Source organism: Bacilli bacterium (assembly GCA_035326105.1).
Lineage (GTDB): Bacteria > Bacillota_I > Bacilli_A > RFN20 > CAG-826 > UBA7706.
Map to the genome: position 1 here is coordinate 364,170 of DAOKYO010000002.1, position 20,073 is coordinate 384,242.

General features: G+C 44.3%; 20 protein-coding genes. 1 reads left to right on the forward strand and 19 read right to left on the reverse strand.

Annotated elements, in window-relative coordinates; all coding sequences use genetic code 11:
* Positions 1-23 precede the first annotated feature (23 nt).
* Genes PKC96_06085 through PKC96_06100 form a run of 4 tightly spaced genes read right to left on the reverse strand, consistent with a single transcriptional unit; the run spans position 24 to position 4,641 of the window.
* Positions 24-1,514 (reverse strand): extracellular solute-binding protein, encoded by a 1,491-nt coding sequence (locus PKC96_06085; protein HMM00883.1) that lies wholly within the window; start codon positions 1,512-1,514, stop codon positions 24-26.
* Positions 1,507-2,349 (reverse strand): ABC transporter permease, encoded by an 843-nt coding sequence (locus tag PKC96_06090; protein HMM00884.1) that lies wholly within the window; start codon positions 2,347-2,349, stop codon positions 1,507-1,509. The genes PKC96_06085 and PKC96_06090 overlap by 8 nt, the downstream gene beginning before the upstream one ends.
* Entirely contained in the window at positions 2,343-3,143 is an 801-nt protein-coding gene (locus tag PKC96_06095; GenBank protein ID HMM00885.1) for an ABC transporter permease, read from the reverse strand. The genes PKC96_06090 and PKC96_06095 overlap by 7 nt, the downstream gene beginning before the upstream one ends.
* Positions 3,133-4,641: an ABC transporter ATP-binding protein gene (locus PKC96_06100; protein HMM00886.1), complete on the reverse strand. Its 1,509-nt coding sequence runs from the start codon at positions 4,639-4,641 to the stop codon at positions 3,133-3,135. Before PKC96_06100 ends, PKC96_06095 begins: the two co-directional genes overlap by 11 nt.
* Before the next feature lie 497 nt (positions 4,642-5,138).
* On the opposite strand from PKC96_06100, the gene PKC96_06105 reads away from it, so the two are divergent.
* Positions 5,139-6,242, forward strand: a complete 1,104-nt coding sequence (locus tag PKC96_06105) for a hypothetical protein (protein ID HMM00887.1) — start codon at positions 5,139-5,141, stop codon at positions 6,240-6,242.
* Between the two features lie 79 nt (positions 6,243-6,321).
* On the opposite strand, the gene rbfA is transcribed toward PKC96_06105, so the two are convergent.
* The 15 genes from rbfA to PKC96_06180 form a co-directional block, all read right to left on the reverse strand.
* Positions 6,322-6,660 (reverse strand): 30S ribosome-binding factor RbfA, encoded by a 339-nt coding sequence (rbfA, locus tag PKC96_06110; protein ID HMM00888.1) that lies wholly within the window; start codon positions 6,658-6,660, stop codon positions 6,322-6,324.
* Positions 6,661-6,662: 2 nt separating this feature from the next.
* Positions 6,663-8,549 carry a translation initiation factor IF-2 gene (gene infB / locus PKC96_06115; GenBank protein ID HMM00889.1) on the reverse strand — a complete coding sequence of 629 codons (1,887 nt, stop codon included), beginning with the start codon at positions 8,547-8,549 and terminating at the stop codon, positions 6,663-6,665.
* A complete protein-coding gene (locus PKC96_06120; protein HMM00890.1) occupies positions 8,539-8,883 on the reverse strand; it encodes a ribosomal L7Ae/L30e/S12e/Gadd45 family protein in 345 nt (114 codons plus the stop codon). Before PKC96_06120 ends, infB begins: the two co-directional genes overlap by 11 nt.
* Positions 8,846-9,109: a YlxR family protein gene (locus tag PKC96_06125; GenBank protein HMM00891.1), complete on the reverse strand. Its 264-nt coding sequence runs from the start codon at positions 9,107-9,109 to the stop codon at positions 8,846-8,848. The genes PKC96_06120 and PKC96_06125 overlap by 38 nt, the downstream gene beginning before the upstream one ends.
* Before the next feature lie 17 nt (positions 9,110-9,126).
* Positions 9,127-10,785, reverse strand: a complete 1,659-nt coding sequence (gene nusA / locus PKC96_06130; GenBank protein ID HMM00892.1) for a transcription termination factor NusA — start codon at positions 10,783-10,785, stop codon at positions 9,127-9,129.
* A gap of 11 nt (positions 10,786-10,796) precedes the next feature.
* The gene (locus tag PKC96_06135) at positions 10,797-11,264 is read right to left on the reverse strand and encodes a ribosome maturation factor RimP (GenBank protein HMM00893.1); all 468 of its coding nucleotides are present in this window, start codon (positions 11,262-11,264) and stop codon (positions 10,797-10,799) included.
* Positions 11,265-11,397: 133 nt separating this feature from the next.
* Positions 11,398-12,147 carry an alpha/beta hydrolase gene (locus PKC96_06140; GenBank protein HMM00894.1) on the reverse strand — a complete coding sequence of 250 codons (750 nt, stop codon included), beginning with the start codon at positions 12,145-12,147 and terminating at the stop codon, positions 11,398-11,400.
* Positions 12,148-12,381: 234 nt separating this feature from the next.
* A complete protein-coding gene (locus PKC96_06145; protein HMM00895.1) occupies positions 12,382-13,179 on the reverse strand; it encodes a class I SAM-dependent methyltransferase in 798 nt (265 codons plus the stop codon).
* Between the two features lie 502 nt (positions 13,180-13,681).
* Complete coding sequence (locus PKC96_06150) at positions 13,682-14,062, reverse strand: hypothetical protein (protein ID HMM00896.1); 381 nt, start codon at positions 14,060-14,062, stop codon at positions 13,682-13,684.
* Entirely contained in the window at positions 14,059-14,361 is a 303-nt protein-coding gene (locus PKC96_06155) for a hypothetical protein (protein ID HMM00897.1), read from the reverse strand. Before PKC96_06155 ends, PKC96_06150 begins: the two co-directional genes overlap by 4 nt.
* Positions 14,358-14,957: a hypothetical protein gene (locus tag PKC96_06160; protein ID HMM00898.1), complete on the reverse strand. Its 600-nt coding sequence runs from the start codon at positions 14,955-14,957 to the stop codon at positions 14,358-14,360. Before PKC96_06160 ends, PKC96_06155 begins: the two co-directional genes overlap by 4 nt.
* A complete protein-coding gene (locus tag PKC96_06165) occupies positions 14,954-15,568 on the reverse strand; it encodes a hypothetical protein (protein HMM00899.1) in 615 nt (204 codons plus the stop codon). Before PKC96_06165 ends, PKC96_06160 begins: the two co-directional genes overlap by 4 nt.
* A 193-nt stretch (positions 15,569-15,761) precedes the next feature.
* A complete protein-coding gene (locus PKC96_06170) occupies positions 15,762-16,817 on the reverse strand; it encodes a hypothetical protein (GenBank protein HMM00900.1) in 1,056 nt (351 codons plus the stop codon).
* 1 nt (position 16,818) lies between these two features.
* Positions 16,819-17,649: a phage tail family protein gene (locus PKC96_06175; protein ID HMM00901.1), complete on the reverse strand. Its 831-nt coding sequence runs from the start codon at positions 17,647-17,649 to the stop codon at positions 16,819-16,821.
* Positions 17,646-19,940, reverse strand: coding sequence for a hypothetical protein (locus PKC96_06180; protein ID HMM00902.1), 2,295 nt, complete (start codon positions 19,938-19,940; stop codon positions 17,646-17,648). Before PKC96_06180 ends, PKC96_06175 begins: the two co-directional genes overlap by 4 nt.
* Between the last annotated feature and the right edge of the window lie 133 nt (positions 19,941-20,073).

Sequence of the window (20,073 nt, forward strand, 5' to 3'; positions counted from 1 at the left end):
CACCCGTAGGTGTTCGTTTTCAATTACTTGCCTGACTTTTTCCGGCTGTGGCGCTTGCTCTTCTTCTTCTTTTGAGCAAAGAACACCCCAGCACCGACACCGCCGACAAGAACGACGCCGACGGCAACATAAACTAAGGTCGAAATCTTGGTGGCTTTAAAATTTGCCCACATTTCAATGACCTTATCGTTAGCGGCGCCAAAATCTTTCATAACCGCGCAGCGGGCAATTTCGTCCTCACTCGGATATTGGGCGGTAAGTTGCCGATTGACCTTATCAGAACGAATGGTTGTCGACAATTCCGAATCGGTAATCGTGCCGTCGAAGAAGTAGCTTAAGTCGACGTCAACCGCGCTTGCGTCACCATCAGCGGCATCATACCAATCGTGTACTAAACTTAATATTTCATCCCCCGCAATAAATGGCGTGTAGCCGATCCATTCCATGTTGAGGGCCGCTTTATCGGGCGCGGAAATGAAATTCAAAAACTCCTGCGCCAAATCCGTATCCGCCCCCTTAGGCATCACCCAACCATCAAACCAAATATTCGCTCCCTCTTCCGGTATCGAATAATAAAGCTCGACGTTATTTTCTTCCTCGGCTGTATTCATCGAATAGACCGCATCGCCCGACCAAGCCGTATTGATGGCAATCTTTCCGGTGACGATATCGTTTTTGCCGCTATCGACTTCAAGTCCATAGATATTGTTCTTTAACTCAGTTAAGGCTTCACCCACTTTGGCAATTGTCTCATCATCCGCTCGATTGAAAATTTCAGTAATGCTCGCATTATATTCATTTTTGGTGATGGTTCCATCCTTAAATTCGCTAGCAAGGGTCTCAAGTTCATCTTTATAGACGCGGGTTATGCCGACAAAGTAAGTATCTCGCATGCTGTCTTTAATCGAAATCTTGTTCTTATAGTCACTGTTCCAAAGGGAATTCCAATATTGCATATCGCTTTTAATATCCAGCGAAACGTCAACACCCGCGGGGTTATAGATTAATCCTAAAGTTCCCCACATATAACCGACCGCATATTCTGACCAACCGGCATCCTTAAAAATATCCAAAAGATACGGGGATCCATAGTCGGAATAATTGGGTATATCGGTGTATTCGTCATTCGTGTAGGTATACTTCTCGAGCATGTTCTCCCGAATCATGCGCTGAATCATATAATCACTTGGGGCAATTAAGTCATATTGGGCCTTGCCAAGCGAAATAATATTGTACATTTCTTCGTTGGTAGAAAAAGTATCGTAAACTACGTCGACCGATTCACCGGGATGGGAAGCGGCATAGTAGTCTTTAAACTGATCAACTAGCGAAGCCGGCGACTCGGTATCGCCATCTTCGGGTTCATACATATAGTCTTCCCAGTTATAGATGCGCAGTGTTTTAGTCGCGGCTTTTAAGGCCACCGCCGGCTTTGCTATTGAATTGGTTCCCAAGGCCAAGGCAGCGCTTAAGGCTACCATCATAAGGGAAAAGACAGAATTACGTTTAATCATGGATTCGGCCTCCTTTATGCCGGAATTGGGCGGTTTTTGCTTCTCTGCTCGCCCGCAGGTTATTCAAGGATAGAATCAACAAGGCAAATATGAATATCAGAGTCGTTAGCGCTCTTAATTCTGGAGGAATGTTGGCTTTGGCGATAACTCCTTCGACATAGGTCGATAGGGTATCAAAACTGTTGTTTCGTAAAAATGCCGTAACGATGTAGTCATCTAGAGAAAGAGTAAAGGCAAGCATAAATCCCGAAACGATCCCGGGGAAAATTTCCGGAATGATGATGTGAAATAACGCATAGGTCGGCGTGGCGCCCAGATCCAGCGCCGCCTCATAAATGCTCGGATCCATCTTCACCAACCGAGGCCGCACCGCTAGATAGACAAAGGCGACCGTTAATACGACATGGCCAAGAAGAAGTGTCAGGAAGTTAAAGGCATTTCCGATTAAGACGATGATTAGAATTACCAGCGATAAGGCCATGACAATTTCCGCATTGATAACCGGAATCTGCGTCATCCCCTCCACAAATTTCCGGACCCGACTTTTACTATAATAGGTGCCGATCGCTCCCAGTGTGCCGAGAATTGTTGCGACAATTCCGGTTGATACCCCCAAAAGCAAGGTATTGCCCACGGCATTCATTATCGTGCGATTGCGAAATAGTTTTCCATATAATTCAAAGGTAAACCCATTCCAAACTCCCACGTTGCTTGAATTGGTAAAGCTGAAGGCAATTAGGACAAAAACCGGCGTGTACATGATGGCAAGAATAAGGAAAATATAGAAGCGGCCGAGGAAAATTTTAAATTTTTCGGTTTTGAAAAAGTTTACCATATTGATGCCTGTCCTCCTTCGTTATCACCTTTCGAGATCTTCTTCGAAATAATCGAGGAAACCACAATCAAAAGCAGCATAATCAAAGCGAGAAAACTGCCATCGTTATAGTTCGCATTGTTGAAATAAATCTGAATATACTTACCGAATAGAGTGACTTTATTTTCACTGAGAATATCGGCAATGACGTAACTCGATATCGTCGGCATAAACACCATTGTAATCGCGCTGGCAATACCGGGGGTCGTCATCGGAATAATGACCCGAAAAAAAGTTTGCCGAGGATTGGCTCCCAGATCATAGGAGGCTTCGATTTGACTCTTATCCATCTTTAACATCGTGGTATACAAGGGAAGAAGAGCAAATGGTAGATAATTATAGACAAGGCCGATAATCGTGGCCATTTCCGGATACTTTCCGCCCCCGATTCCAAGCCAGGACAGAACATCCCGTGTCGCCCATGTACGAATTACAAAGTTTATCCACATCGGCATGATGAACATCATGACGATGACGACGTTCTTGTTGAATTTTCTATTGGCCAGCAACATGGCTAACGGGTAGCCGATTAAAAGGCAGAACACCGTATTCATCAGCCCGAAGATAAGCGATATGAAGAGGACTTCAAGCTTGTCGGGATTACTGAAAAAGTTAACCGCATTGGCAAAGGAAATCATTCCGTTCTTATCGCTAAATGCATAGTAGATAATCAATAAAATCGGAAGAACTACGAAGAGAATTAAAAATAGGACGTAAGGAATCGATAAGAACTTCCTTTGAAACCTAAATTTCATATTTTCCTAAGTCCCCCTTAATTTTAATTTTGACGGCCCGGGGATCAATTTTAACACTGACGCGATCTTGCGGATTCCACGTATAAGGCGTATCGGCGACAAAATCTTCTTCATCTTTTGTCCGAATAATGACTTGATAGTGATCGCCCTTATAGATAGACTGAATAATTTCTCCAGCGACAATTCCATCTTCTTCATTATCAAAAATTTCAATTGCGTCAAATGGCACTTCCGCGATTACATCCGCATCATTGAAGTTGTACTTCTTAGCTTTGGCACCGGTCGTATACACATTACCATCATCATCGATTTTGCCATTATTAACCAATTGGGCGACATCACACTCAAACGGAGCATCGTCAATCATCACCTGGTTATGGCCGTTAATCCAAGCATCCGTATAAACGTTGGCCACGAGTTCCTTAGCCATGATATGAATTCCTTCCGGTTCGATGGTAAGGGAGACTTTGGCCTTTAACGGATAGTCTTCCGTCGATTGAACGACCACTTCATTTTTTCCAACCATCACCACGTATTCGTAGTGAATTCCTTTAAATATCTTGGTGTCGATAATGCCATCGGCATTGCCCTCACCCGGCTTTCCGATTTTGACATCTTCCGGCCGAACCACGACATCGACCTTTTCATTAAGCGGAAACTCATCGACACATTGATGGTTAGCCCCAATAAAGCGGACTATTTTCGAGCCGATCATCGTCCCGTTATAAATGTTACTCTCACCGATAAAGTCGGCAACATAAGCGTTTTTAGGCTCATTATAGATATCAATCGGCGTGCCAATTTGTTGAATCTTGCCATCGCGCATAACCACGATTGTGTCCGACATAGTCAATGCCTCTTCCTGATCGTGCGTTACGTAGATAAATGTAATCCCCAGTTTTTCATGCATTGCCTTTAATTCAAGCTGCATATCCTTGCGCATTTTTAAGTCCAATGCCCCCAGAGGTTCGTCCAAAAGTAAAATTTCCGGTTCGTTGACGATGGCCCGAGCAATGGCTACCCGTTGTTGTTGACCTCCGGAAAGAGTCGTCACATCCCGATCTTCAAATTCTTCGAGATCGACCAGTTTTAAGACCCGAGTCACCTTGTCATCAATCTCATCTTCACTGTATTTGCGGAAAGAGGTCGTTCCGTCATCGTTGGTTATATTTACTTTCCGTAATTTCAAGCCAAAAGCAATATTGTCATAAACATCTAAATGAGGAAAAAGCGCGTATCTTTGGAAAACGGTATTAATCGGACGCTTGTAGGGAGGAAGATTAGTAATATCCACCCCGTTAAGCGTGATTTTGCCGCTGGTTGGCATCTCAAAACCGGCGATCATCCGTAATGTCGTCGTTTTGCCACAGCCCGAAGGGCCAAGAAAAGTAATAAACTCGCCTTTATTCACATAAAGATTAAAATTATCGACGACGGTCGTACCATCATAAACTTTGCTGACTCCCGTCAGTTCAATAATTACATCCTTTTTTTCCATGTTGCTTCCTCGCTTCTAAGGTATTTTTTTCTCCATAATTTTCGGCGCGCATTTTTAGAAAAACGCAAGAATAAAATGCACGAGAAAAATATATGGTAAAACCATGCAAAATGCAAGCGAAATTTCTTTGGAAAATCCCTAGCGGATTACTCGACGCTATTTCAAAAAAGTAAAATTCAAAAAAAAGTGGCTTCATCAACGTTTTTTTTGTTTTTGGCATCAAAAAAATATACGTAAAAAATTATTTGTTTTCACCATGAAAAAATGCGTCAAAAACCGGCTGTTTTTTCGCTGCGATTTTTCATATGTTTTTCCATCGAATATTCGGACTATGTTTTATTTGTTTTTTCTATATAATATAAATGTGATAAAAGTGAAATTTGATAATTAAAAAATGTTTTTGCTTTCTTACCAAAAACCATCGCTTAATTACACTCAATCTACTAAAGTCGTAGATTGACGATTATTTTACTTTATAACCTCAAAGGAGAATCGTTATGAATAGAAAATTATCGCCTTGGCTCTTGTTTCCATTTTTACTCTTGACCGGTTGTGGCAACTCCTCATCAAACACCAAGGCGGTTTTTGGATTTGGGGATATGTCTTATGCAGAGTATCTCCCGCGGACTAATAGCCAAATCGAAAGCAGTATCGCCGATCAGGAAGATTTTTTACTCGTCATTTATCTTCAGGGATGCGGATGCTGGACTGATTTTGAAACCAAGGTTTTAAATAAGTATATATCCAATTACCATATTCCCGTTTACGCCATCGAATCCAAATCGGTAACCTCCGGATTCGGCGGCTTATTAACCAGTTCGGAAATAAAAGACACGCCAATTATTGGCATTTATGAAAATGGGGTTTTAAAAAAGAAGGCCGCTTACTCCTCAAGCAATGAAATGTTTAAGATTTATAGTGCGTTTGAAGAATGGATGGACGCCTCAATTATCCTTCCGCGTCAATATTACATTGATAAGGAGACCTTTGATACCATGCTTCAAGGAACGGATCCGTTTATCGTTTACTACAGTTTAAAAGGCTGTCCGGATTGCGGATTGCTCGATAAGCTTTTCCTTGAAAACTATATGAGCAAACAGGATATTGCCAAAAAAATCTACGTCGTTGAAACCTATGCCGAAGGCTTTCGTCTTGTTGATGGTGTTTATGACAAGCCCCATTGGCAAGAAGTGAAAGATACCTATGGACTAAGCGACGCGAAAAACACTCTTTTTGGTTATAACACCGGTTATGTCCCCACCCTGCAATACATTGTTCCCGATGGCACCGACCATTTGGCGGAAAATGATATTTCTCCCATCATCGAGGATATGTTTGTCAGCAATAATGATGCAATTGCAAAAGATAATGAGGGAAATGTTGTTTTTTCTTCCACCTACTTCACCACTGCCCGGATGAGTGCAATTAAGTATGGCGCCGGCTTAAGTGCCCTCGATACCATAACCCTGAAGGCGAGCGATTATATTTCCGGCGAGGACGATGAGGGCCATCCGGTAATCGAAATTAATAGCGAAGAAACGGTCAAGTACTACTTTCCGTTCGCTCAGTCCTTTCTAGAAACTTATCTGCCGTTAATCTGACAAAAAAACTAGGCCTTGCCATTTTCCCTAAACGTCTGTTTCAAGTTTAGTCAATAAATGGTTTAAGCCTAGTTTTTTATTATTTCTTTTCTACTTTTTTTAGCAACTCTTCAAGATGCATAGCCTTATCAAGGGTGTCATCATAGACAAAGGTCAACTCCGGTGTTTTACGGATATCTAGCCGTTTGGCTAGTCCGGTCCGAATAAAACCTTTGGCCTTGTTCAGCCGCGCCAGTTGTTCTTCCTTATTATCGCTGCCCATAAAACTGACAAATATTTTAGCATATGAGAAATCGTTGCTTACTTCCGCATCCGTGACGGTAACGAAACCCAATCCCGGATCTTTCATTTCAAAACGAATAATCTCGGAAACGTTCTTTTCAATCAAACCCTTAATTCGTTGTTCGCGATTGGCCATAATTACTTACCGGCCTTCTCGACCATTTCGTAGCCTTCAATCAGATCGCCTTCATGGATATCATTGAAGTTGGTAATCGTTAATCCGCATTCAAAGTTCGTGCGGGTTTCCTTCGCGTCCTCTTTGCCATGCTTCATCGATTGAATTTCGCCTTCATAGACAATCACGCCATCGCGGAGAATGCGGCATTTTTGACCTCTCGTCAAAGTTCCGCTGGTGACCATACATCCGGCGATAGTGCCCACTTTCGACACCTTCCAGATTTGTCTTACTTCCGCTTGACCCGAGACTGATTCAACCAGTGTCGGCTTCAATAACCCTTTCATCGCCGCTTCAATTTCTTCGATTAAAGCATAGATGATACGGTGAGTGCGAATTTCCACTTTTTCCTCGTCGGCTTTAGCCCGAACATTGGCATTAGGACGAACATTAAAGCCGTAAATAATCGCGTTTGAGGCACTGGCCAAAAGAATATCACTTTCGGTAATAGCTCCCGCAGATGAGCGAATGATATTGATGTTAACACCGTCAACCTTTAATTTACGAAGGCTTTCGGCGACCGCCTCCGCACTGCCGGCGACATCCGCTTTAATAATAACATTGATATTTTGAACTTCACCCTCATGAATGCGGTTATATAGATCGTCAAGCGACATTCCGGATGAAGAGCGCATTTCACGTTCATTCTTCGCTTGAGCGCGCTTAGAAGCGATATCCTTAGCCTCTTTTTCAGTTGGAAAAGCCATGAAGGAATCACCGGCTGAAGGAACATCCGATAATCCAATAATCGATACCGGCGTACTCGGCGGGGCCACTTTCAAGGTTTTCTTATATTCATTAGTCATACGGCGAACTTTGCCATAAATCGTTCCCACTACGACGTAGTCGCTGCTCTTCAGCGTTCCGTTTTGGACAAGCAAGGTCGCTTTCGGACCCTCGCCGCGGTCGAGTTTAGCTTCAAGTACGGTTCCGAGCGCATACCTTTTAGGATTAGCTCTCAATTCAAGCATCTCCGATTTAAGAAGAATGTTTTCAAGCAGGTTATCTATTCCAATGTTTTTCTTAGCGCTGATTTCGCAAAAAATCGTATCTCCGCCATATTCCTCAGGAATGATGTTAAGCGCCATCAGTTGGTCTTTTACATGTTGCGGGTTGGCTCCAGGAACATCAATTTTGTTCACCGCCACAATCATCTGTACGTTGGCCGCTTTAGCGTGGTCAATAGCCTCACGGGTCTGAGGCATAACGCCGTCATCGGCGGCTACGACTAAAACCACGATATCGGTCACACTTGCTCCCCGCGAACGCATGGCAGTAAAAGCCTCATGTCCGGGAGTATCGATGAAGGTAATTTTTTTACCATTATATTCTTTTTGATAAGCACCGATGGCTTGGGTAATGGCTCCAACTTCCCCTGCGGCAATGTTGGAGTTCCGAATCGTATCAATTAATGTGGTTTTTCCGTGGTCGACGTGACCCATAATTGTCACGACCGGAGGCCGCTCTTTCAAATCTTTTTCATCGTCTTCAATCTCTAATTCTTCAAAATTTTCCGCCTCAACAATTTTCTCTTTTTTAAAGTCATAACCGTATTCCAGGCACACCTCACCGATTAACTCATCATCGAGGGAGGCATTAATTGTTACCATTTTTCCTTGCATAAAAAGATATTTAATAATATCCGCAGGACTGATTTTCAGTTGATCGGCCAATTGGCTGACAGTCAATGAACCGGCATAGGTAAAAACACCATTGTTAACCTTTGGTCCTTCTTTTTTTCCTTTCACTCCTTTAGATGGAAGATTGGAAATTCTTTTTCCTGTCAAGTTGCTTTGATTTCCCTCGTTTTTGCGGGAAAAGTCCTCATATTTTCTCTTCTTATCTGCCATATTGGTCACCTTCTTTCAATAATTTTTCAATCTTGTCCGCTAATCCGCGGTCGGTAACGGCTAAAGCCCCTACCCGTTTGACGCCAAAGGCGTGTCCTAAATCAGTCAACGAAGGAAAAACAATAAGCGATATTCCTTGTTCGGCGGCAATTTTTTCTAAATGCCGTTTTGGTTTTTCACTCAGATCTTCCGTTACGATTAGGCCCTTTATCTTGCTGGGAAGAGTATGGGTGATATTTTCATATCCGAGGACCAGTTTACGACCGCGAAACGCGATTCCCAGCACTCCTCTAAACTCATTTTCGATTGCGGATGTAGTTTTCAATATCGCCATATATTTCCTCGGGTATCATCATTTCAAAAGCCTTCTCAAAAGCTTTCTTTTTTTTCGCCATCTGCAGGGCTTCAAGACTGATTTTCAAATAAGCTCCACGCCCATTCAATTTACCCGTCGGGTCAATCTTAATCTCCCCGGTTGGAGTTTTAACAATCCGAAGCAAATCTTTTTTGGGCAATTGCTCGCCCGTGGCTAGACATCGCCGCAAAGGAATTTTTTTCATCGATTATTTCCTCCAAACTACTTGACGTACTTATCGACTAACTCCTCATCATATAGATCGTCGTAATCATCATAATCGCTGTTGTTATCATCTTTATTTTCTTCAGCTTCAAGTTGCGCCAATTCTTCATCCGTATAAATGTCCATTCTCGGGGCCGCCGCTGTTTGCGGAAGGGGAGAATCCGACTTCTCATCCGTTTTTAAGTCCGGTTTCCGATATTTCTTCCGATTGAAACTCTGTTTGCCTCTTTGTTTTTCATTCTCAAGTTCAGCTTCGAGTTCATCGAGAGTTTTGGTGGTCTTAACATGAACGTTGGGTTCACTGACTACACCAGCCACTGCCACCTCCGGTTCAACGGCAACCGGAATTTCGCCGCTTTCAACAACGGGGCTAGCCGCAACTTCTTGCGCGGTCTCCTCTATCTGCTCCGCTTCCGTCAGCGCTTCATCAACCACTTCATCGACTGGCAGTTCCTCCGTCGTTGGCGCGACGAAATCACTCGGTATCTCATCTTTGATCGTCGGTTCAATAGAAGCTAAGTATTCTTCCTGGGCTTTAACCCGTTCTTTTTCTTTTTGGATGGCACTCAATTCTTCGGCAGTTTGAATCTTAAGCCCCAATTTAAGCGCCTCATCCATCTCTTTAATATCAATGTGCCAGTTGGTAAGTTTTACCGCCAAACGAACATTGACCCCCTTTTTGCCAATAGCGACCGAAAGGCCACCATTGTTGACAACGGCAGTTGCTTTATGTTCCGCCTCATCCATCGCCACCCCGATAACCTGAGCCGGCCGTAAGGCTTCAATAATGAAAAGACCCGGGTTTTCGTTATAGCCGATAATGTCGATTTTTTCTGTTTGAGAACCATTCCCCAGTTGGGCAACGACCTTTTGAATACGGGAACCGTTAGGCCCGATACAAGCCCCGGTCGGATCGACATTGGGATCGAGGGAAATGACCGCCACTTTAGACCGCTCTCCCGCTTCCCGAGCAATGGCTTTAATGATGACTGTTCCATCATATATCTCATGAATTTCCTCTTCCATCAGGCGGCGTAAGAAGCCTTCATGTGAACGAGAAATACTAATTTGGGCACCCTTTGTGGTGCTTTCGACACTGACCACATAAACTTTAAGCGGCTTTCCCACTTCAAAGGTCTCATCGCCAATCGCGCTTTTGCTATTTAAGAAAAGGTAGGAGCTGGCCCCAACTTTTAAAGTTGTGCCATGATCATCGGTCGATTCAACGATTCCGGTAATCATCTCGCCAATCTTATCTTTATATTGCTCGTAAAGGGCGGCTTTTTGTAAATCGGATAATTTTTGTTTAAAAACGTTGGCCATTGTTTTGACTGCGCCTTTATTAAAATCGTCAATTGAATAAGATGTTTCATAAATATCATCCACCTTAAAATTGGGATTGATTTTTTGCGCGTCGGCTAGGCTAATTTCCAGAAAGTCATCCTGAACATCCTCAACCACTTTTTTTTGCTGAAAAAGACCGATTTCTCCTGCTTTTAAATCAATATCAACGCGAATTAGGGCATCATCGCCCCCGTCGAGAAATTTTATAAAAGCTTTGGAGACAGCCTCTTTTAATGCAAGGGCCACTTGATCAATATCAAGATTTGAGGAAGCGGCAACCGCTTCAATTGATTGGACAAATTTGTTTTTCATACCTTTTTCCTTTAAAACTTTATGGCCAAATTGGCTTTGTCGATATTCTTGCGAACAATTTTCCGGGTCCGCTTCCGGGTTTTAACAAAATCTTCAATCTCTACGAATTCTTTATCAATATGAAGAATGGTTCCCTGAACATAATTCTCCCCCTCAAATGGGTTGGAAAGATGCAAATTGACATATTCGCCTTGATATTCATCCAACTCTTCAATATTAATGCGTTTTTCAGCGCCGGCGCTCGATACATCAAGCGTGTAACTTGTGTCGATGACATCATGCTCGTCAAGAAGCACGGCCAGACGCTCGGACAAATTCACTATTTCTTCAAGATCAATCGGAACTTTTTTTCGGTCAACCACCACCGAAAGCCGTGAATCTTTCCCCTTGGAAATAAAGGAAAGTTCATACAGATCAAAATGGTTTTCTTTTAGAAAGTCGCTGATAATTGGGCTTAATTTTTCCTCAATTAAAGACATAATTTCTCCTTTTAAATATAAAGAGTGGGCAATCGACCCACTCTTTGGAAGAGTATTAATGAGGAAGAATCCCCATGCGTCTTAAAATATAGCGCAAAATTAAACGAAAAGCAATCAATATAGATTAAAATAGCTAGTTTTTAAGCCATTCCTTCAAGAGAAAAAACCATTTGGCCACATGGTCATCAATATCGTCTTTTCCCATCGCCGTCGATTCATTGGCTAAACTAAGACCATGTTGACCTTTTTCGAAAAGGTGAAACTCACAGGCAATCTTTGTATGGTTTAGACGCCGAATGTAATCCAATATTCCCTGAACATCGACAATTTGATCCTCGTAGGTAGACCAGATGAAAGTCGGCGGAGTATTCTTGGAAATATAATCGGAGGCATCAACGCCCAGTATGTTAAAAATGCTTGTCTTATCTTCGACTGATAACTTAGAGTAAAAAACATTGTCATCCTCCGGCAAATACTTGCTCGTAAGCGCCGGATAGGCTAAAATCACCCGCTTGATATACCGATAAAATAGCGATCCGGAAATCGCCGCTAAATGCGCACCGGCGGAGAAGCCAATAATATAAATCTGCTCGGGATCAACCCGCAAAACCTCAGCATTATCAACAATATAATCAATGGTTTTTTTAACTTCATTAACGAGCATTTGAAAAGTGAATTGATGATTCTTTTCCCAAGTTGTGTAGTCCAAAACAAACGCTTGCATTCCTATGGCGTTAAAGGCTACCGCCACGGGATAACTTTCGCGCTGCGAAATAAAGGTATAAGCACCGCCCGGGAGAATAATGATTGCCGGATGATTAACCTTTCTTTGATAAACGGGTAAAAGATAATTAGTCAAAGAAGCGGTTTCGCTAATCTGCATTAATATCACCTCTCTTTGGTTATTTTTCACTTGGACAGCATTGTCCTTAGCAAATTTAATTATAATCCAACAAGTAATATTTCAAAACATCGTATTTATTTTTTTTCGCAATTTTCCAAGTAAAATTGCATTTTTATAATATTTGACTAGGAAAAAAAGTGTCATCCATCGACGATTGAAGATCATAGATATAAAAATACCGAATTTTTAGTCGTCAATTAAACATGATAGTTATCACTTGATTCCGATGCGCATGCGGTAACAAAAGTCAATTTCGAATTCCTTACCAGCAAAAATTCTCTTAATTGTTTTTTCGAATTTTTTTAAATCTTCTTCAATAAGATTGGGGCTTTTCCTCAAAATTGTCTGAAGGCCGCCATGGCTAAGCATTAAATTCATAAAGCGGCGAGCATCGCATTTTTCTTTATTTGAAAAAAGAATTTCCCGTGAATATCGAAAATAGCCGCTTCTTTCAATATTTTCCAGATGCTTGGTTTTGTCATATCGAAAGAAAGTGTTCCTTATGCCTTCAATACTGTTCTCAATCAATCGTTCCTTGTTGATTAAATCCTTGTAGGCCTTCTCCGCTTCCCAATCAGAGACCGGCGGCCAATCATAATCTATGGTGGCGAAAATACCGCCGTTTTTTAATATTCTATTTATTTCCTTTAAAGTGGCATCGGGTTCCATCCAATGAAAAGACTGCGAACAGATAACGACATCCGCCATATTGCTTTCAAGCGTCGTCTGATCAGAGAAAGCCTGAATAAACTTAACATTAGCTAACGGCTTTTTTCTGGCGACGCTTATCATATCCAGGCTCGGTTCTATTCCGATGACAAAATCCGCGCTATCTTTCCAAACAACCGTGGAAAGACCGGTTCCGCAACCGATATCAACCACGCACGTCGGTCTCTTCTTTAAATAGGAAAGAATTTTTTCGATGGGATAATAGGGAACCGCCGGTCGCGCACTATCATAAATGTCGGCAAATCCTCTAAATCGTTCGGCATTTTTAACTTTGTTTTCCATTTATATCCGCCTCCAATGATGTATTTGTTACTTCTTTGTTCATTTAAGCCCCGTTATATTTTTCAATATTAACACTGTCAGCATTAGCACCGACATCTTTATATGATACTACGATATTGCATCTATCGTCTGTTCATCTAGAACCAATTTAATTGCCGCTTTTGATTGACAACATAATCAAAAAAGCCAAATGATTTCATTAAGTGTAGAGAAGCGGACTTTAGCTTGCGTATATAAAAACGCGCCTAGACAAATACAACCAGCCGCTAGCAATAAAAAAAGACGATATGGCAAATATCGTCTTTGACTCTTGAAAATGTGTTTATTAAACAGAAGAAATACCAACGCCAAGAAAAAAGTAATTAAGTTAAACAGTGAAAATACCATTTTTTGTACGAAAAGCGCTAAAAGGCGCTCAACGAGACGTAGGTTTTTCGCTGACGATTTTCAAAGTCGCGTTTTTTGAGGTGGCTACTGTCGTGAGATAAGATGATTTGAAGTATTATTTTGTCTTTAAGAGGCTGATGGTCGCTTCAATTTGAGTGGTTAGCCATGATTCCAAGTCGCCGAAATTAGTCGTGATATAGGTTTTTACATCATCGGACAACTCTTTCAAGGCTAGGTCCTTGGCCTTTGTAAGGGCCGTGGCTTGGGCTGTGACGTCGAACGTTCCGCTCTTCTTCAATGAGTCGACGTAGGTTTGAAAAACGCAACGTACCGCGCTTGTGACGATATTCGTTGCGTCCTCTAGAAACTTGGCCGATTGCTTGTCGCTGATCTTCTTGTTGATGAGTTTTATCAATTGCGCGCCCGCGATAGAAATAAGAGGTAGGACCACTGCGGTCACCACCACTGATATGATGTTAATTAAGATGTCGTTCATTTTTTGATTCCTCCTGTGTGAATTGCTTTGTTTCTGACATGGTTGTCGAGTTCGCTCTCGACCTTGACGATTCTTTCCTTCAGTGTGGAGTTTTCCTCCTGAAGTTTATCGATCGACTTTTCAATTCGGTCAATCGAGGATTTGATATAGCCGATGTCGGATATGAGGACTCCCTCATTCTTCCCTTCGGCCTTGTTCTCGGTCTTGTTACCACGCTTGAAGGCGAGGTAGGCGAACATAATGGACGACAAGGTCCCGGCCACCGATATGATGGTCAACACGATTTCTATTGAGCTCATGTTTTGCCACCTCCTTCGATGTATTCGTTGAATGAGTCGATGATTGTCTGGAACTCGGATAGCGAGCTTTCGTCTAGGATTTTGTAATCGGACCTGTAGGCGCTTATCTTATCGAGCGTCTTTTTACTGAGGGTTCCACCAAACGTTCCGGTCTTAACATAGTTATCCAGATATCCTTTTATCTGATAGAGATGATAGAGGTTCTTGTTCACCGCCTTGAATTCGATGTAACGAGAGAAATAGTCAACGCATTTCCTGAGGTAATCCTTAAGATGGGTCGGCCAGTCTATCTGGACCAGTTTTTTAAACTCCTCCTCGAAATCAGGATCGATGACCTCGATATTGTCTAGGGCATGGAACGTGTCGATGTTGTAGATAACGAAGTAATCCGGAAGTTCGTCTCCGAACCCCAGACGCTTCTTGTAATCCTCCAACCCATAGATGAAATAGTCCTCTTCCTCGTCGTGGACGCAGGTCGGTCCGTGATAATCATCGAGAATCATGACATGATCGTGGTCGCTTCCGTCCTTGGCTAGGCCAAAGGCGTCGGATCCGGCTCTGTATTTGACGAGGATCTTATGGTTTAAGAAGTTCATGATTTTGTCCCTCCATGATTGAAAAGATAGATGAAATAGACCTTGTGGCTGGAATCCGCCAACGTAAGACATAGTCTTCCGTCGCTAAGCCATTCGGCGAATAAGTTGTAGTTGGTGTTCAAAATCGAATAAGTGGCCGAGAAAGACGAGCCTTGGAGTAAGCCCATCCCCGGAATATAGCAGACTGAATCGAGGAATTTTATTCCGATTAGACAGTATTTGACGTAGTTTTTGTTGCAGGTCACGTAGCGGTATTTCCCGCTGGCCGTGATGTTGTAGGTCGGAACACTCGAATATCCATACATCTCCTCCGCCTTGGTCTGGAAGCTGGCTATCGCCTGATTGGCCAGCTGATTGGAAGGAACGATGAGATTCGGCGAATAGCTGGAATCCAACGTGATGGAGGATGTCGTCTTGGTGTACTTGCATAAAGCAAACTGATAGACGTTACCGCCATTCAATAGGTCGTTCTGAGTCAGGGTGATCGGCGACGATGATTCAATTTTCCCTAGCACCGCCGTGTTGTTTGAGAGTGTGACCGTGATGACGATTGCGCCATACATCGATGAATCGAGAGCGACGTAGACTTGGCTCCCGGCCTCAATGAACATCCTGCGCCCGTAGATCTGGACGTATCCGCTTTGGAACGTTATGTAGTTGTTCGAGACGCTTGCCGAGCACTGACCACCGAGCCCCTTGATGACTCCCGCAGGAATCAGGCCAACGATGTGATGGTTCAGGGAGGCGTCTTGTTCAGCCGAGACGCTTGAGCCGTCGAATGTAATTTTAATTAACCCCATGGTTTTATCTCCTTTGAAGTAGTTTTATTTTGTCGGTGAGCTTCACCCTGTACTCGCCAAGGACGACGGAGCAGGAATAAAAGCCATTTTTGAAAGATAGCTGGGTGACCATGGTCTCGTAGGTTTTGCTTTCGCCCACGAACTCAACGAAGTCGCCGAGATTGAAGTTTTGAAAAGGAACGATTATATCGTTGTCAACTGACAGATCGAACTCTATCGAATGCTCGAGGTTGCTTTTTAGAAGTTCGCTCTGTGCCTTTGTGAGAAGCGTCGAATAGTCGCTGTCGCTGTAGAACTCGCTCACAAGCTTCACATATGGATAGCGCTTGTCGCTGTATGAGTTGGTCGTGAGTGTTCCATCAGTCAGCAGGAAATAGGAAACCGCGCTTTTATACGAGGTGTTGTCGTCTTTTGGATAGAAGACGATCTTGTTCGTGATCTGCTTCTTTGAATCGGCAATTTTGAGGTCTGTGATGACTGGAAGGTTGTGTTTGATGACAAGCCCTTTTGTAACCGCGCCGATGTTGACGTCGATGCCGGTTATCTTCCCTCCGGAATAGACGAGCGAATACGTGTATCTAATTCCGTAACTTTTTGCTAACGTTTCCGACAAGTCGGAAAGATTGGCCAGTTCGCTTCCGTCGTAGGTCAGGCTCCCGGTTATCGAGGCATATACATAAACCGATAAATACGAGAGATTCTGCTTGCTGTCGGAATTGTTCTTATATGTCGCCTTTATAAGGTTCGACAAGAACGTGCAGAGGTTACCGCTATATGAGGAGACCAAAACATCTAAGTCGAAAAGCGATCCAAAGTCGTTGACCTCCACTTCAGTCTTGATGTCCTTCTCTACGGTCATGGTATCTAGGATTCCAATGAAAGAAAACGAGACGCCCCTAAGAATGACGATGTCACCGATCTCGGCGTTTATCCCCACCTTGTTGACCGTGAACTTGGACTTCTGGTAGACCACGGAATCCAGGACGATCTCGAAGTCCTCTCCCACTATGGCGTTGTCCTTGTAAGACAAAGTCTTAAAATCCAAAAACAATAGCTCCATATCAGTTGCCCTCGTACATTTCCAAGAACTGGAATTTGCATGTGGTCTTCTCACTCACTCCCGGATCGAAGCGGACTTTGAAGGTCCCCGGATCGAGGAAGAGGAAGTTGTCGCAGGTGAAATCCTGATCTTGGTAGATGTTGGTGGTCACCCCGTTGACAGTCTTACTCATCTCTTGGTCCACCACCTCAGCGTTCACGACGATGACGTCGTTGGCGTTTGAGGTCGAGACCATCATCTTCATCTTCGAGATGACCGTGTCGTTTTTGATGATTTCGATCGCCGGATTGGACGTTTTCCCTTGTATCTCAACCCTCACAGGCGCTTTGTAACTGCCATTGTTGGTGACGGTTATCTCGCCATTGTAGGAGGTCGAGTAAACGAATGGGTATTTGAACGGGAATACCTTATTCGCGGAGCTTTCGTTCACATTTATGGTGCTTGTGACCTTCGAGAGCCACATTGATAGCTTGTCGAATTTGACCGAGGACTGAAGCACGCCATAGGCAATGTCGCTCTTCGAAAGGGAGACGAGCTCGACGTAGATGTACTTCAAAGTGTCGGCCTTGTAGAAAAGCCTGAAGGATCCCTGCGCCTTCCTTAGGTAATTGAGGAAACTTGTGTATCCCTCATAGGCGTCTAGGAAGACGATGGTCCCACTGATCTCGGTCTTGGGATTGTCCCTTTTCGCGAGTTTGTAGGTTCCGTCGAAATTGAGATAGGTGTTGTCCCTCTCCACCCCCAGCCCCTCGACGTCCACCAGATAGGTGTTGGTCGATTTGCCGAAGGTGAAGGTGGCGCCTATTTCGTCGACTAAATATAGTTGTCTCATAAATAGTCATCTCCTAACTGCCTGTTAAGCGCGTCGACGTCGACCTCCGAGGATGTCGTGTTGACGGTTATGTTGTTGGTCGTCTGGTTGTTCGTCGTGTTGCTCGAGCTTGATGAGCCACCGCCGAGGTTGAACGTGTCAGAGAACCAACTGCCAATGTTGCCGAACAGGTCGCCAAGCCAGCCAAAGGCTGAGTTGACTTTGTCAAGTAGCCATTTGATGGCCTCGATGATCTTGTTAAGGATCGTCAGGATCGGCTCAAGGATCTGGAATAAGACGTTCAATACCGGGACGATAACCGCCTGGATTATGTTGGCGATCACCATGAGGACCGGCGAAATGGCGTCGATTATGGCAAATACCCCCTGAAGCAATATGAGCAATGGCTGTAAAAGCACGTTGATAAGAGGCGAAAGAAGCTCCATCACTATCGAAATTACGTCGATGATCATTACGATGATCTCCAAGATCGGCTCAAGAACGGCCATGATGATTTGCAAAATCGGGGTCAATATCTCCCCGACGATGTCGGTCACCTGAACGATTAGCTCGATGATCACTCCCAATATGTCTCCAATAACGGAAATAATGTCGATGACGACTGACAGAATGGAGTCGATTAACGTCGTAACGACCTCGATTATCTGAACGACCAGACCGATGATTATCTTGATGATTTTGCTGATTGGGCCGAGCAGTTGCTTGATGATTCCTATAATTGGGACCAGAACGTTTGTGAGCTCATTGCAGATCTCTTTGATGATCGGAATCAGATCGTCGATTATCCCGATTATCACGTTGATGAGGTCAATGACCGGATCGAGCGTCTCCATGACGAGGCCCACCACCAAATCAATGACGGTCTCCAGGACATCCACCACCGCGCTAATGACAGGCATCAAGGCGCTGACGACGGCCGAGACGAGCTCCATGACTTTGTCGATGAGTCCTCCCAAGACGTCCATGATGGTCGATAGGAGTTCTTTGAACTTGTCGTTTTTAAGAAGCAGGACGGCTAAAATCGCTATGAGCGCCAGCCACCATTTCCCTGCCACTTGGCTGACTATGTTGAGCGCTTTGACCGTGGCCACCGCGCTTTTTATCATCGGCACTATCTTCCCGACTATAGTAAGAATCGGGCCAATGGAGGCGAGAACCCCCACCAAGACGCCGATGAAAACCTTAGTGGCAGACGACAGGTTGTGCCATGCCTCTATCCATTTCTTGACGGTCGGCACGATCTTCTCTTGGATCACTTTAGCGATCGAGCTAATGACCGGCACGACCTCAACCGCCACGGCATAGCCGAGGCTCGATAAGGATTGCTTAAGATTCGCAATTTGATCAGTAAAAGCACCAGCGATATCGGCTTGCTCGTCCGTGACTATTCCTAGTTCCTTTGCTTCGTCCCTGAGGTTTGAAATCTCGTCGGATGTGGCTGTTAGAACTTGAGTGAGTTGGCCACCTAGTTTGTCGCCGAATATCTCGTTTGCCACCGCCGTTCTCGTGGCTTCGTCGCCTATCCCGGCCAACGCATCCCTCAGCTTAGAGAAGGCTTGGTCGGTGTTCAAACCGGCCAAATCCTCAACCGTGAGGCCAACGAGCTTCAGCTTCTCTGCCAAAGCAGTCGTGTTTCCGGAGGCGATGTCGCCCAGCATCGAGTTGACCTTGACGAAGGCCTTTTGCATCGAGTTGGTGTCGACGGCGAGTATCGAGCAGGCATGAGCCCACTCCTGATAAGCCTCGGCGGAAAGGTAGACATTCGAGGCGTTGTCGGCTATTTCGTCAGCTGTATTCATTGATTTGACCGTAAGGGCAGTCAAAGCAGTGACCGCCCCAGCGATAGGAGCGGTCACGTATTTCGTTAGATTGGTTCCGACTTTGGCCAGTTTGTCCCACTTGGCGTTGCCGAGGGCGTCTATCTTCTTCGCGGTTCCGGCGAGCTCGTTGTTCAGCTTGGCGACTTCGGCCTCGGTGTACGTGACACCGCGCTTCATCTTGCTGAATTCCTCTTCGCTCATCGCGCCGATGGATACTGCCTTCTTCGCCTCTTCCAGCCTTTGGTTCTGGGCATCGAGCTTCGCTTTGGTCGCCTCAAGGGTGGCGTTCAGCGTGGTTTGCTTCTGCTTCCAGAGGTCGATGTTGGTTGAATCGTATTTGAGGCCGTTGTTGATGGCCTTTAACTCGGCGTTCTGCTCTTTGAGGTTTCCCTTAAGCTCAGTCAGCTTCGTATCGAGTTCCGACGTATCTAGGCCTAATTTGATGTTCAGGCCCTTTACTGTTTCCGCCACGTTAACCACCTCCTCCTAAAGTAAAAAGTTATCGATGTCCTTTTGTGTTGCCTTTCGTGTTGTTTCACCCGCACTCCCTTTGAGCATCTTCGACTGGATATCCACTATTTCTAGGTAGGTTCCGATGTCGAAA